The organism is Streptomyces sp. NPDC001514 (assembly GCF_053597075.1).
Map to the genome: position 1 here is coordinate 128,373 of NZ_JBSFHO010000002.1, position 13,345 is coordinate 141,717.

General features: G+C 72.5%; 13 protein-coding genes. 4 read left to right on the forward strand and 9 right to left on the reverse strand.

Annotation, left to right across the window (positions count from 1 at the left end; genetic code table 11):
* The first annotated feature begins 12 nt into the window (after window positions 1-12).
* Both ACWCXB_RS03275 and ACWCXB_RS03280 read left to right on the forward strand, forming a co-directional pair.
* A complete protein-coding gene (locus ACWCXB_RS03275; RefSeq protein WP_450718460.1) occupies window positions 13-237 on the forward strand; it encodes a type II toxin-antitoxin system RelE/ParE family toxin in 225 nt (74 codons plus the stop codon).
* The gene (locus tag ACWCXB_RS03280; RefSeq protein ID WP_450718462.1) at window positions 227-541 is read left to right on the forward strand and encodes a helix-turn-helix domain-containing protein; all 315 of its coding nucleotides are present in this window, start codon (window positions 227-229) and stop codon (window positions 539-541) included. Before ACWCXB_RS03275 ends, ACWCXB_RS03280 begins: the two co-directional genes overlap by 11 nt.
* A 13-nt stretch (window positions 542-554) precedes the next feature.
* Here ACWCXB_RS03280 and ACWCXB_RS03285 read toward each other — a convergent pair whose 3' ends face one another.
* Complete coding sequence (locus tag ACWCXB_RS03285; RefSeq protein ID WP_450718464.1) at window positions 555-1,814, reverse strand: MFS transporter; 1,260 nt, start codon at window positions 1,812-1,814, stop codon at window positions 555-557.
* 212 nt (window positions 1,815-2,026) lie between these two features.
* On the opposite strand from ACWCXB_RS03285, the gene ACWCXB_RS03290 reads away from it, so the two are divergent.
* Window positions 2,027-3,019, forward strand: a complete 993-nt coding sequence (locus tag ACWCXB_RS03290) for a GlxA family transcriptional regulator (RefSeq protein WP_450718466.1) — start codon at window positions 2,027-2,029, stop codon at window positions 3,017-3,019.
* A 56-nt stretch (window positions 3,020-3,075) separates the two neighbouring features.
* Here the strand turns inward: ACWCXB_RS03290 and ACWCXB_RS03295 are convergent, their stop codons facing one another.
* The 4 genes from ACWCXB_RS03295 to ACWCXB_RS03310 all read right to left on the reverse strand — a co-directional run bounded on the left by ACWCXB_RS03295 (window position 3,076) and on the right by ACWCXB_RS03310 (window position 8,066).
* Complete coding sequence (locus ACWCXB_RS03295) at window positions 3,076-4,308, reverse strand: MFS transporter (protein ID WP_450718468.1); 1,233 nt, start codon at window positions 4,306-4,308, stop codon at window positions 3,076-3,078.
* A 110-nt stretch (window positions 4,309-4,418) separates the two neighbouring features.
* The gene (locus ACWCXB_RS03300) at window positions 4,419-5,468 is read right to left on the reverse strand and encodes a Zn-dependent alcohol dehydrogenase (RefSeq protein ID WP_450718470.1); all 1,050 of its coding nucleotides are present in this window, start codon (window positions 5,466-5,468) and stop codon (window positions 4,419-4,421) included.
* The gene (locus ACWCXB_RS03305) at window positions 5,465-6,646 is read right to left on the reverse strand and encodes an acyl-CoA dehydrogenase family protein (protein ID WP_450718472.1); all 1,182 of its coding nucleotides are present in this window, start codon (window positions 6,644-6,646) and stop codon (window positions 5,465-5,467) included. The genes ACWCXB_RS03300 and ACWCXB_RS03305 overlap by 4 nt, the downstream gene beginning before the upstream one ends.
* A gap of 508 nt (window positions 6,647-7,154) precedes the next feature.
* On the reverse strand, window positions 7,155-8,066 hold the full coding sequence (locus ACWCXB_RS03310) for an SDR family oxidoreductase (protein ID WP_450718474.1): 912 nt from the start codon (window positions 8,064-8,066) through the stop codon (window positions 7,155-7,157).
* An 84-nt stretch (window positions 8,067-8,150) separates the two neighbouring features.
* Here ACWCXB_RS03310 and ACWCXB_RS03315 point away from each other — a divergent pair, with 84 nt between their 5' ends.
* Entirely contained in the window at window positions 8,151-9,095 is a 945-nt protein-coding gene (locus tag ACWCXB_RS03315; protein ID WP_450718476.1) for a cyclase family protein, read from the forward strand.
* Between the two features lie 81 nt (window positions 9,096-9,176).
* On the opposite strand, the gene ACWCXB_RS03320 is transcribed toward ACWCXB_RS03315, so the two are convergent.
* The 4 genes from ACWCXB_RS03320 to ACWCXB_RS03335 form a co-directional block, all read right to left on the reverse strand.
* Window positions 9,177-9,680 carry an ATP-binding protein gene (locus ACWCXB_RS03320; protein WP_450718478.1) on the reverse strand — a complete coding sequence of 168 codons (504 nt, stop codon included), beginning with the start codon at window positions 9,678-9,680 and terminating at the stop codon, window positions 9,177-9,179.
* A 381-nt stretch (window positions 9,681-10,061) separates the two neighbouring features.
* Complete coding sequence (locus ACWCXB_RS03325; protein WP_450718480.1) at window positions 10,062-10,934, reverse strand: acyl-CoA dehydrogenase family protein; 873 nt, start codon at window positions 10,932-10,934, stop codon at window positions 10,062-10,064.
* 6 nt (window positions 10,935-10,940) lie between these two features.
* Complete coding sequence (locus ACWCXB_RS03330; protein WP_450718482.1) at window positions 10,941-12,074, reverse strand: acyl-CoA dehydrogenase family protein; 1,134 nt, start codon at window positions 12,072-12,074, stop codon at window positions 10,941-10,943.
* Window positions 12,074-13,267, reverse strand: a complete 1,194-nt coding sequence (locus tag ACWCXB_RS03335) for an amidohydrolase family protein (protein ID WP_450718484.1) — start codon at window positions 13,265-13,267, stop codon at window positions 12,074-12,076. Before ACWCXB_RS03335 ends, ACWCXB_RS03330 begins: the two co-directional genes overlap by 1 nt.
* Window positions 13,268-13,345: the final 78 nt, after the last annotated feature.

A 13,345-nucleotide genomic window follows, 5' to 3' on the forward strand; every position in this document is an offset into this window, starting at 1 on the left:
CTTCCCGATCGGGTGAACGCGAGGCACCTCCGGGCACCAGGCGCTAGCGTCAGGGAGCTTCGCTTCCACCTGGACGGCACGGCCATGCGCGTCACCTACTGGATCACGAGCGGTCGACGGATCATCCTGCTCACCGTGTTCCGTAAGCAGCGCATGCGTGAGACCGACGAGGTCGAGCGAGCCATGCGGGCAATGCGCGCCTGCATCGCGGAGGAGCACACAGCGGATGGGGAGTGACGGGATGGGCGGCCGGAAGACGTGGGCCGAGCTGAGGGAAGAAGCCCTCGCCGACCCGGAGGCCCGGGAAGCGTACGACGCTGCACGCATTCGCTTCGAGCTCGGCCGAACAGTACGGGAGCGCAGAGAAGCTCTCGGAATGACCCAGGCGCAGCTTGCCCAGGCAGCCGGTCTTCAGCAGCCCGCCGTTGCCCGCTTCGAGGCCGGTGGGACGATGCCGACTCTGCCACTGCTCGAGCGGTTCGCCACGGCGCTCGGGATGCGGCTCAACGTGGGGTTCGAGCCGCTCGACCGGGCGAGTTGAGGCGGTCACCCGGTCACCGAAGCGCCGCCGGAACCGCCAGGACGGACGGCCGCCGCCTGATCACCAGCGCCATCAGTGCCGCCGCCGCGCACAGCGCCCCCGATGCGAACCAGACGACGTCGTACGAGCCGAAGACGTCCCGCGCCACGCCGCCCGCGAAGGCGACGGCGGCCGCGCCGACCTGGTGGGACGCCAGGACCCAGCCGAAGACGATCGCCGAGTCGTCCCCGTAGTGCTCGCGGCACAGGGCGATCGTCGGCGGGACCGTGGCCACCCAGTCGAGGCCGTAGAAGACGATGAAGAAGACCATCGGCGGCTGGACGGACGGGGCCAGCAGCATCGGCAGGAAGAGCAGCGAGATGCCGCGCAGCGCGTAGTAGACGGCGAGCAGGCGGCGGGCGTCGAAGCGGTCGGTGAACCAGCCGGAGGCGATCGTGCCGACGACGTCGAAGACGCCGATGACCGCGAGGAGCGAGGCGGCCGCCGTGATGGGCATGCCGTGGTCGTGCGCGGCGGGGACGAAGTGGGTCTGGACGAGGCCGTTCGTCGAGGCGCCGCAGATCGCGAAGGTGCCGGCGAGCAGCCAGAAGGGGCCGGTGCGGGCGGCGGAGAAGAGCACGCCCAGGGTCCGGCGGGCGGCGCCCGGCACCGGCGGCGGCTTGGGGACGAACTTCTCGGCGCCGTACGGGGCGAGCCCCACGTCCGCCGGGTGGTCGCGCAGCAGCAGCCAGACGAAGGGGACGACCGCGAGCGCGGCGAGGGCGACCGTGACGGCGGCCGGGCGCCAGTGGTGCTCCTGAACGATCCAGGACAGCAGGGGGAGGAAGATCAGCTGCCCGGACGCCGCGGCCGCCGTCAGGATGCCGGTGACCAGACCCCGCCGCTCGGTGAACCAGCGGTTCGTCACCGTCGCCGCGAACGCCAGCGCCATCGAGCCCGTGCCGAGCCCGACAAGCAGCCCCCAGCACAGCAGCAGCTGCCACGCGGCCGTCATCCACACCGTCAGCCCGGAGCCGGCCGCGATGATCGTCAGCGCGACCGCGACGACCTTCCTGATGCCGTACTTGTCCATCAGCGCGGCCGCGAACGGCGCGGTGAGCCCGTACAGCGCGAGGTTGATGGAGACCGCGAGCCCGATCGTGCCGCGCGACCAGCCGAACTCCTGGTGCAGCGGGTCGATGAGCAGACCCGGCAGGGAGCGGAAGGCGGCCGCGCCGATGATCGTCACGAACGCGACGGCGGCGACGAACCACGCCCTGTGCGGTGACATCATGCGGCTCCGCCGCGGGCGGGGCGGGCGACGGGCGGCTTCCTGCGCGGGAGCTCCGGGGGCTGTGGAGGCTCCGGAGGCTGTGGAGGCTCCGGGGGCTCCGGAGCCTGCAGGCACTGCGGGGAGATCGCTTGTCTGGGTCACGTCACCCAGCATCCGGACGACGGTCACCGCCGACGAGTGGCCCGAAGGACAGCATTCGATACGATCGGGCCATGGCCGCCGCATCCCGCAAGCCGCACCGCGTCGTCGTGCTCGCCCTCGACGGCTGCCTCCCCTTCGAGCTGGGCATCCCGCAGCGCATCTTCGGCCGCGCCGCCGACATATGGGGCCGGAAGCTGTACGAGGTCGTCACCTGCTCCGTCCGGCCGCCCGGTCCGGTCCGTACCGACGCCGACTTCGCCGTACTCGTCGAGAACGGCCCCGAGGCGCTGGCCACGGCCGACACGGTGATCGTGCCCGCGTCGTACGAACTCGGCCCCGTCCACCAGGAGGGCCGGCTCACGCCCGAGCTGACCGCGGCCTTCGCCGGGCTGCGGCCCGGCACCCGGATGGTCTCCATCTGCACCGGGGGTTACGTCCTCGCCGCCGCCGGTTTCCTCGACGGCCGGCCCGCCACCACGCACTGGTCCTCGGCGGAGCACTTCCAGCGCACCTTCCCTGCCGTCAAGGTCGACGCGGACGTCCTCTTCATCGACGACGGTGACGTCCTCACGTCCGCCGGGGTGGCCGCGGGTATCGACCTGTGCCTGCACATCGTGCGCCGCGACCACGGCACGGCGGTCGCCAACGACGTCGCGCGCCGTACGGTCGTGCCGCCGCACCGCGACGGCGGCCAGGCGCAGTACGTCCAGCGCCCCGTCCCCGAGCCGCAGCTCGCGACGACGTCGGAGGCGCGCGCCTGGGCGCTGGCGCATCTCCATCGGCCGATCCAGCTGCGCGATCTGGCCGAGCAGGAGTCCATGTCCGTACGGACCTTCACGCGCCGCTTCCGTGAGGAGGTCGGGGTCAGCCCGGGGCAGTGGCTCACCCAGCAGCGCGTGCAGCGGGCCCGGCAGCTGCTGGAGTCCACGGACCTGTCCATGGACCAGGTGGCGCGGGACGCGGGATTCGGTACGGCGCAGTCGATGCGGCAGCATCTGCAGAGCGCGCTGGGGGTGCCGCCGACGGCGTACCGCCGTACGTTCCGGGCGACGACACCTCGCTGACCCCGCCGGGTTGCCCGCGCCCCGCGGCCCCGGTGCGCACCGCGGCGTGCCCCTCCTCAAATGCCGGACGGGCTTGACGGTGAGTCCGCGTGTCCGTCCTCAAAGGCCGGACGGGCTTGACGGGCGGCCGTACGTGACAGTCCACGCTCCCCCACCGCACCCACCACCGCCAGCAGCAAGGTGAGCCCGACGCCCGCCAGGATCGCCGTCGACGGGGCGACGAACCGCAGCAGGCCGCCCGCGAGGGTGCCGCTCGCCGCGTAACCGGCGCCCACGGCCGCGTACATCACCGAGTAGCCGGCGGCGAGCGCGCTCGGGGGCAGGACCTCGCGGAGGGTCAGATTGCGGGTGAGCATCGCCCCGGCCTGCATGACGCCCGCGATGACCAGCCCCGTGCCCATCCACGCGACGCCGGGCAGCACCGCGACGAGGGCCACGCACGCCGAGACGCCGAGCAGCAGAACCAGACTCTGGGTCGGCAGCCTGCCCGGCCAGTTCCGCAGCCCGTAGACGAAGGCGCCGGCCGCAGAGCCGATCGAGAACCCGGCGAGCAGCGGACCCGCCCAGCCGATGGCGATCCCCCGCTGCTCCAGCAGTGCGGGCAGGATCAGTTCGGCCAGCGCCAGCAGGGTCAGCGAGGCCGCGCCGGTGACGTAGACCGGCCAGGCCCGGGACACGACGCGCAGCATGGGTTCGCCGTCGCGGTCGGTGTCGTCCGAGGCCCACCCGGCGGGCAGTGCCCACAGTCCTCCGACGGACGCGGCCATGAGCACGGCGGCCAGCAGGAGCGGCGCACCGGGGGCGGCGCCCAGCGCCAGCGCGGCCGTCAGCGCGGGCGCGGCCGCCCAGATGCCGAACGTCAGCACCGACTCCAGGCTCATCGCCCGGGCCACGGCCCGCTCGGGAACCAGGCTGGTGAGCAGCGCCCGCAACCCACCGGGCGCGGCGGCGGGCCCGGCGCCCGCGAGGAAGGCGAAGACTCCGAGGAGCACGGGATGCGCCTCGTGCAGCAGGCCCAGCGCGGCGAACCCCGAAGCCCCGACCGCGAGTCCGGCGGCCAGCTCCGGCCGCGCCCGCTCGGGCCGCATGCGCATCCCGAGCAGCGGCGCCCCGACGATCTCCCCGACGACGTACACGGCGGCGAGGACGGCGCCCAGCGTGTAGCCGCCGGGCCGCTCGCGTACGAGGAACACCAGCGCGAGCGGCGCCGCCGCCACCGGCATCCGCGTGCCGACGACCACCGCCCCCCAGGTCAGGACGGGCCGGCCGATGAGCTCGCGGTAGGACATGGGCCCGACGTTATCCGGCACCCCCGCCCGGGGCTCCACCCCTTTTTGCGGCGCCCGTGAGCCGCCGGTGCGAGTCGGCCTGGGAACGTACCGAGAACGCTGGAACGTACCTAGAACGTGAGGACGCCCCGCGCCACCCGCCCGTGCTCCGCGTCGTCCGCCGCCTTCGCGAAGTCCTCCACGGGGTACGTCTCCGTCACCAGCTCGTCGAGCATCAGCCGTCCTTCCTGGTACAGCCGGGCGTACAGCGCGATGTCGTGCTGCGGCCGCGAGGAGCCGTAGCGGCAGCCCAGGACGGACTTGTCGAGGAACATCGACGCAGGCAGGAAGGTCGCCTCGGCCGTCGGGGCGGGCATGCCGAGCAGCACCGCCTGGCCATGCCGGTCGAGGAGGTCGATCGCCTGCCGTACGAGGCCCGTGTGGCCGACGCACTCGAAGACGTGCTGTGCGCCGTCCGGGAGGATCTCCCGCACCCCGTCCACGGAGGTGAGGAAGTGCGTGGCGCCGAAGAGCCTGGCCGTCTCCTCCTTCGCCGGGTTCGTGTCGACCGCGACGATCGTCAGCGCGCCCGCGAGCCGGGCGCCCTGCAGGACGTTGAGGCCGATGCCGCCGGTCCCGATGACGACGACCGTGTCGCCGAGCCCCACCTTCGCCCGGTTGAGCACGGCCCCGACACCGGTGAGGACTCCGCAGCCGATCAGCGCGGCGGAGGTGAGCGGAATGCCGTCGGGGATCCTCACGGCCTGGACGGCCTTGACGACGGTCCGTTCCGCGAAGGCCGAGTTGGACGCGAACTGGTACAGCGGCCGCCCGGCCCGCGAGAACGGCTGCCCCGGCATCCCGATCGCCTTGCGGCACATCGTCGGCCGCCCCCGGTCGCAGGCGGCGCACGCCCCGCAGTTGGCGAGCGTGGACAGCGACACATGGTCGCCGGGCGCGACATGGCCGACGCCGGCGCCGACCGCCTCGACGACGCCCGCGCCCTCGTGCCCGAGGACGACGGGCGCGGGGAAGGGGATCGTGCCGTCGATCACCGACAGATCGCTGTGGCAGAGCCCTGCGGCGGCGACGGCGACCAGCACCTCGCCGGGCCCCGGGTCGCGTATCTCCAGGTCGTCGGCCACCTCGACCCGCTCACCGTCGAAGACGACACCTCTCACCGCAGCTCCTTGGGTAGGCCGAGCACGCGCTCGGCGATGATGTTGCGCTGGATCTCGTCCGAGCCGCCGTAGATCGTGTCGGCGCGGGTGAAGAGGAACAGCCTCTGCTGTTCGTCGAGTTCGTACGGCTCGGTCGCCGACCAGGTGCCAGGGCCCGCCGCGGCGGCCCCTCCCCGTATCTGCATCGCGAGCTCGCCGAGCCGCTGGTGCCAGCCGCCCCACAGCAGCTTCGCGACGCTCGGGGCACCGGGGTCGTCCTGCCTCCCCAGCGTGCGCAGGGCATTCCAGCGCATCGTGCGCAGCTCGGCCCACTGGCGTACGAGCCGGTCGCGCAGCACCGGGTCGGCGGCGGCGCCGTTCGCCACGGCCTCGGCGACGACGCGGCGGAGCTCCTCCTCGAAGCCGATCTGCTGGACGAGCGTCGACACGCCGCGCTCCAGGGCGAGCAGGCCCATCGCGACCTGCCAGCCGTTGCCCTCGCCGCCGACGGTGTCCACGGCCTCGGCGCCGTCGAAGAAGACCTCGTTGAACTCGCTGGTCCCGGACATCTGCCGGATCGGCCGTACGTCGACACGGCCCGGCTGGTCCATGGGCACCAGCAGGAACGACAGCCCGTGGTGGCGGCGCGAACCGGGCTCGGTGCGGGCGAGGACGAAGCACCAGTGGGCCTCGCGGGCGAGCGAGGTCCAGATCTTCTGGCCGGTCACGCGGTAGCCGTCGCCGTCCTTCACGGCGGTGGTGCGGACCGACGCGAGGTCCGAGCCGGCACCGGGCTCGCTGTAGCCCTGGCACCACAGCTCCTCGCCGCGGGCGACGGCCGGGAGATGGCGGGCCTGCTGCTCCTTGCTGCCGTACGCGATCAGGGTGGGCGCGAGCAGGTTCTCGCCGATGTGGCCGACCCGGCCGGGGGCGCGGGCGCGGGCGTACTCCTCGGCCCAGACGACCTGCTGGGTGGGGGTGGCCCGGCGGTTGCCGTGGTCCGCGTCCCAGCCGAGGCCGATCCAGCCGTCGCGGCCGAGCTCCTGCTCCCAGGCGAGGCGGATGCCGGGGCGCTCGTGCTCGCTGCCGGGCCCGCCGCGGCCGACGGCGTCCGCGAACTCCCCGGTGAGGTGGGCCTCCAGCCAGGCGCGCGCCTCCCGCCGGAAGGCCCGGTCCTCCGGCCCGAACTCGAAGTCCATGTACGCCTCCTGTCGTGGGGGGTGGGATTTCCCCCACCCCACCCCTTCCCGAAACCCTGCCGGGGGCGGGTGGGGGTTGAGCAAGTCCCGGGGGCTGCGCCCCCGGCCCCCGGCCCCCGGCCTTCGCGGCAGCTTCGCGCCGCGGCCGCCAACCCGGTTGTGGGCAGTCGTTCCAACCCGTTGAGGGCGGACGTCCCCACCTGTTGTGGGCAGTCGTTCCGCTGGGGGTCCCCCCAGGACGGAGTCCTGGGGGGAGGAACGGTGGGGCACAACCCCCAGTGCCGGGCGCCGGTTCGCTGGGCACCCACCGCGCGGACCGCACCGGTGCCGGGTGCCTGTTCGCTGGGCACCCACCACGCGGACCGCACCGGTGCCGGGTGCCTGTTCGCTGGGCACCCACCGCGCAGACCGCACCGGTGCCGGGCGCCTGTTCGCTGGGCGCTCACCACGCAGGGCCCAACCGTTGGCGCCCACCACGCGGACCCGGCACCGGTAGCGCACCGCCCGCCTACGCGTTCGGGCGCTCCTTGGACGCCGCCGCCTTCGCCATCGCCTCCAGCTGCGCCAGCATCGGCATCGGGTCCGTCCCCACCGTCCCCGGCAGGAAGTCCGCGATCCGCTCCGGGGTCCACGCCCCCTCCGCGTATCCCGCCCGCAGCTCCCGCGGCTGCGCCCACACCGCGATCTTGGGGCCCGCGATCGTGTAGACCTGCCCGGTGATGTTCTCGGAGCGCGCCCGGTCGGAGAGCAGATAGACGACGAGCGCGGCGACGTCCTCCGGCTCGCCGATCTCCTTCAGCTCCATCGGTACGTTCGCGGACATGCGCGTACGGGCCACGGGCGCGACCGCGTTGGCCGTCACCCCGTACTTGTGCAGCCCGAGCGCCGCGCTGCGCACCAGCGAGATGATGCCCCCCTTCGCGGCGGAGTAGTTGGCCTGGGCGACCGACCCCTGGTGGTTGCCGCTGGTGAAGCCGATGAGCGTGCCGCCGCCCTGTTTGCGCATCACCGCGGACGCCGCCCGGAAGACGGTGAAGGTGCCCTTCAGATGGGTGGCGACGACCGGGTCCCACTCCTCCTCGGTCATGTTGAAGAGCATGCGTTCGCGCAGGATGCCGGCGACGCAGACGACTCCGTCGATCCGCCCGTACTGCGCGAGCGCCGTGTCGACGATCCGCTGTCCGCCCGCCATCGTCGAGATGTCGTCCGCGACGGCCACGGCCTGGCCGCCGGCCGCCTCGATCTCCTTGACGACGGCCTCGGCGACCTCGGACGTGGGCTCGCCGCCCTCGATCGAGACGCCGTAGTCATTGACGACGACCTTCGCTCCCTCGGCGGCGCAGGCGAGCGCCACGGCGCGTCCGATGCCGCGCCCGGCGCCCGTGACGGCGACGGCCTTGCCTGTCAAGAAGTTCCCCACGTCCGGCCCCTTCCCGCGGTTTCTGACGGACCGTTAGATTTTATGGGCCGCCAGACACCTCAGCACAAGCCCCCAGGAGGACCGATGTCCCAGCCGATCCGGCCGACGCTGCCACCGGAGTTCCACGACATCGCCAAACGCATCAACAACTGGGGGCGTTGGGGCGCCGACGACGAGATCGGGACACTGAACCTCGTCACGGACGAGGTGGTGCGGGGCGCCGCCGCGGAGATCCGTACCGGCCGCCGCGTACCGCTCGCACTCCCCCTCCAGCAGGACGGCGTCCAGACCGGAATGATCCCGGGGCGGGTGAACCCGCTGCACACGATGGTGCAGATCAATCAGGAGCTGTTCGGGCCGGGTACGGTCGCGACCAGCGACGACGCCGTGACCATGGGGCTGCAGGCGGCGACCCACTGGGACGCGCTCACCCATGTCTCCCACTCGGGGAGGATCTACAACGGCCGCCCCGCGGACACCATCACCGCCCACACAGGCGCTGCCTTCAGCGGCATCGACAAGGTCCGCACGCTCGTCTCGCGCGGGGTGCTGCTGGACGTGGCGCGCGCGAAGGGGGTCGACCGGCTGCCGGGCGACCATGCCGTGACGCCCGAAGACCTGGCGGAGGCCGAGGAGTTCGGCGGCGTGAGCGTACGCCCCGGGGACGTCGTGCTCGTACGGACCGGGCAGATCCAGGCGTATCTCGGCGGGGACAAGCACGGGTACGCCTTCCCGTCGCCCGGGCTCTCGGTCCGTACGCCCGAGTGGTTCCATGCCCGCGATGTGGCGGCCGTCGCGAACGACACGCTCACCTTCGAGATCTTCCCGCCGGAGATCGAGAACCTGTGGCTGGCGGTGCATGCGCTGGATCTGGTGGAAATGGGCATGCTGCAGGGCCAGAACTGGAATCTGGAGGAGCTGTCCACGGCCTGCGCCGATGAGGGGCGGTACGCCTTCCTCCTGTCGGCGACGCCCGAGCCGTTCGTCGGCGGCACCGGGACTCCGGTCGCGCCGGTGGCCGTGCTCTAGCGCCACCGGCGCCCGGGTAGGGGGCGCCCGGGCGCCCGGAGCCCCCCGTACCCGGGGAGCCGTTCAGCCGGGCGCCCCGTGTCAGGCGGTGTACGTCCCGGGCGTCAGGCCCACCGCAACGGCCGGGGCCACCGTGTGCGGCGCCGACGGCCGTGACCGGGGCTGCGACTGAGGCGCCGCGCACCGGTCGACCTCGCACCAGATGCTCTTGCCGGCCCCTTCGGGCTGCCAGCCCCAGCGGTCGGCGAGCCCGTCGACCAGCTCCAGACCGCGCCCGTTGGTGTCATCCCCGTCCGCGTGCCGCGGCTGCGGCGGGCAGGCGCTCGTGTCGGCGACCTCCACCCGTACCGTCCCCGCGGCCGCCGCACCCGCATCCGCGCCGAAGAGCATGCGGAGCACGGCGGGGCAGCCCGTGTGCACCACCGCGTTGGTGACCAGCTCCGAGATGAGCAGCACCAGCGTCTCCGCCAGCGGCTCGTCGTCCCCTATCCCGGATCCTGCGAGCCGCGAACGGGCCCACCTCCTGGCCCGTCCCACCTCCGCGGGATCCGGCCCGACCTCCAACTGAACCTGAAGCACCTGCACCGTTCACACCATCCGAACCGGCGGACACATCGCCTCGCGCCTCACAGCCATCGCCATCACGGAACGTGATTTCCTTGCGAGACAGCATGGTTGACGTACAGTCACCGCAACAAGCGCTTCGGGCATATTCCAGCGCGAAGGAGTATGCGTGGTGCATACTGTGCGACGCACGCTGCGGGTAGTCGAACACCCTGTGCGAGCGGCGCATTCTTCTCCGGGGACCACGTCGGTGTCCGGCCGGAGGTTCGGGGTTCGTACCCCGCAGCAGCACGCATCTCGCACCCGACGGAGCGTACCGGAGGGGGGACCCGACTCCGGGCCGTGACGAGTCCCGCGAAGGACACAACCCGATATCGACGCGATGCCACGCACGGTGACTCCTCAGAGTGCCAAGGCCAAGGCTTCCTCGGCGTCGGACGTGCTCTGCCAGAGCTGGGCGCGCACCCAGGCCCGTTTGAGATGCAGATGCACATCGGCCTCCCAGGTGAAGCCCATGCCGCCGTAGACCTGGAGGCAGTCGCGGGCGCACCGGACCCCCGCCTCGTCGGCGAGGAGCTTGGCGCCCGCGATCTCGACGTGGTCGGCGGTGACGGCGGCGGCGTAGACGGCGGTTCGGGCCAGCTCGGCGCGCACCAGCATCTGCGCGCAGAGGTGCTTGACGGCCTGGAACCCGCCGATGGGCCGCCCGAACTGCTCGCGCTCCTTCGCATACCGCACCGCCAGTTCGGTGGTCCGGGCGGCGGACCCGACCTGCTCGGCGGCGGTGAGCAGCACGGCGTCGAGGTTCGGGGCCCGGTCGTCGCCGCCGGCGGGGAGCCGGTGCAGCGGCGTGAGCGGATCGACGGACCGTACGGCCACGGCGCCCGCCACGTCCCCGAGCACCTCGTCGGCCTCCTCCAGCCAGGTGACGAGGCCGCCGTCCGCCGTCGTGACCACCGTCTCCCCGGTCGCCGCCCCGGGCACGGCCCCCGCCGCCAGTTGCGTCGCCACCAGCGGTCCGGGCAGCAGCACCCGCCCGGCCTCCTCGAACGCGAGCACCGCATCGGGCAGCCCCAGCCCGACCCCGCCCTCCGTCTCGGGCAGCCGCAGCGCGAAGAACCCGGCCTCCCCGAGCTCCCGCCACAGCGCCCGGTCCAGTACGGGTCCGTCAGCGTCCACGGCGCGGCGCAGCGCCTCACGGCCGAACCGGGCCTCCAGCAGCTCGCGTACGCCCGCCCGCAAGGCGCGCTGGTCATCGGTCAGTTGGAAGTGCACGCCCGGTCACCGCTCCTTCGGCAGGCCGAGTATGCGCTCGGCGACGATGTTCTGCTGGATCTGGGAAGTGCCGGCGGCGATCGTGTACGACAGCGAGGACAGGCGGTCCAGGGTCCAGTCCCGGGACAGGTCGAGGGCGTCCGGGCCCAGGACCTCCGCCGCCGTGTCGTACAGCTCCTGACGCGCGTGGGAGTAGCGGAGCTTGAAGACCGAGCCGCCGACGCCGGGCACGCCGCCCGTGCGCGCCGACTCGCTGACGTTCCACTGGGTGAGCCGCCACAGGGCGCCGAACTCGGCGTTGAGGCGCCCCAGCCGCCGGCGCAGCGCGCTGTCGTCCCAGCGGCCGCTGCGCCGGGCGGCGCGGGCGAGCTCGCCGAGCGTGCGACGGCAGGCGACGACCTCGCCGACGAAGGCGGTGCCGCGTTCGAAGGAGAGGGTGACCATCGTGACGCGCCAGCCGTCGTTCTCCGCCCCGACCCGGTTCGCGACCGGCACCCGCACCTCGTCCAGGAAGACCTCGGCGAACTCCGTCGATCCGGCGAGCGTCCGCAGCGGCCGTACGGTGATGCCGGGCGCGTCCATCGGCATGGCGAGCCAGGTGATCCCGCGGTGCTTGGCGGCGTCCGGATCGGTGCGGACCAGCAGTTCGCACCAGTCCGCGACCTCCGCGTGCGAGGTCCAGATCTTGGAGCCGGTCACCACGTACGCGTCGCCGTCGCGGACCGCGCGGGTGCGCAGCGACGCCAGGTCCGATCCCGCACCCGGCTCGCTGAAGCCCTGGCACCAGATCTCGTCGCCGCGCAGGATCGGCGGCAGCCAGCGCTCGCGCTGCTCGGCGCTCCCCTCCGCGGCGATGGTCGGCCCCGCGTGCAGCAGGCCGACGAAGTTGGCCCCCACATACGGTGCGCCGGCCTTCTCCGTCTCCTCCAGGAAGATCAGCCGGTGGGTCGGGGAGGCGTCCCGGTGGAGATCCGCGTACCCGGCGTCGTACAGCGCCCGCTGCCAGCCGGCGTCGTACGCCCGCCGCCCCGGCCAGTCGTCGGGCGAGGGCTTCGGCGGCAGCTTCGGGAGCGCCACCGCGAGCCACTCACGCAGCCCCGCCCTGAAGGCCTCTTCCTCTTCCGTGTACGCGAGGTCCATCAGTCCAGGTCCAGGCCCAGCATCCGGATCGCGTTGCCGCGCATCAGTTTGTGGACGGTCTCGTCGTCGAGGTCCTTCACATGGTCGAGCGCGACCTCCTTCGTGTGCGGGAAGGTCGAGTCGACGTGCGGATAGTCGGTCTCGAACGTGGCGTTGTCCCGCCCCACGACGTCCAGCGACGCGACCCCGTGCTTGTCGCGGAAGAAGCAGCAGAACATCTGCCGGTAGTAGTACGTGGACGGCGGCTCCGGGATCAGGTCCCGCACCCCGCCCCAGGCCCGGTGCTCCTCCCACACGTCGTCCGCCCGCTCCAGGGCGTAGGGGATCCAGCCCATCTGGCCCTCGCTGTACGCGAGCTTGAGCGTCGGGAACTTCACCAGCACCCCGCTGAAGAGGAAGTCCATCATCGACGCCATCGCATTGTTGAAGGACAGCGACGCCTGGACGGCGGGCGGCGCGTCCGGCGAGGCGGCGGGCATCTGCGAGGACGACCCGATGTGCATGTTGACGACCGTCCCGGTCTCCTGGCACACCGCGAAGAACGGGTCCCAGTAGCCCGAGTGGATCGACGGCAGACCCAGATACGTCGGGATCTCGGAGAAGGTCACGGCCCGCACGCCCCGCGCCGCGTTCCGCCGGATCTCCGCGACCGCCAGGTCGATGTCCCAGAGCGGAATGATGCAGAGCGGGATCAGCCGGCCGCCGCTGTCGCCGCACCACTCCTCGACCATCCAGTCGTTGTAGGCGCGCACGCAGGCGAGCGCGACCTCCTTGTCCTTGGCCTCGGCGAAGGTCTGGCCGCAGAAGCGGGGGAAGGTGGGGAAACAGAGCGAGGCCTCGACATGGTTGAGGTCCATGTCCTCCAGCCTGGCCTTGGGGTCCCAGCAGCCGCGCCGCATCTCGGCCCGGGTGATGCCCTCCAGCGTCATGTCGTCGCGGTCGAAGCCGACGGCGGCGATGTTGCGCTTGTACGGGAACTTGAGGTCCTCGTAGATCCACCAGTCGGTCGGCGGGCCGTCGGGGTCCATGGTGATCTGGTACTTGCCGCCGACGTAGGCGAGCTCGCCGATCCCGGCGGTGAGCGGCTGGGGCCCGCGGTCCCGGTACCTCGCCGGCAGCCATGTCTCGAAGAGATGTGCGGGTTCGATCACATGGTCGTCGACGCTGATGATCCGAGGCAGTTCCCGTTCCATCGGGTCCCCTCCGCTCTGGCGGTCCTGAACAGCAGTTCTGACGGGTCGTCAGATAGCAGGCTAGCCCCGCACCCCTGG

Coding starts and splice junctions, on each gene's coding strand:
- ACWCXB_RS03280 (WP_450718462.1), top strand. CDS start 227: ATGGGGAGTGACGGGATGGGCGGCCGGAAGACGTGGGCCGAGCTGAGG.
- ACWCXB_RS03285 (WP_450718464.1), bottom strand. CDS start 1,814: ATGATGTCACCGCACAGGGCGTGGTTCGTCGCCGCCGTCGCGTTCGTG.
- ACWCXB_RS03290 (WP_450718466.1), top strand. CDS start 2,027: ATGGCCGCCGCATCCCGCAAGCCGCACCGCGTCGTCGTGCTCGCCCTC.
- ACWCXB_RS03295 (WP_450718468.1), bottom strand. CDS start 4,308: ATGTCCTACCGCGAGCTCATCGGCCGGCCCGTCCTGACCTGGGGGGCG.
- ACWCXB_RS03305 (WP_450718472.1), bottom strand. CDS start 6,646: ATGGACTTCGAGTTCGGGCCGGAGGACCGGGCCTTCCGGCGGGAGGCG.
- ACWCXB_RS03315 (WP_450718476.1), top strand. CDS start 8,151: ATGTCCCAGCCGATCCGGCCGACGCTGCCACCGGAGTTCCACGACATC.
- ACWCXB_RS03330 (WP_450718482.1), bottom strand. CDS start 12,074: ATGGACCTCGCGTACACGGAAGAGGAAGAGGCCTTCAGGGCGGGGCTG.
- ACWCXB_RS03335 (WP_450718484.1), bottom strand. CDS start 13,267: ATGGAACGGGAACTGCCTCGGATCATCAGCGTCGACGACCATGTGATC.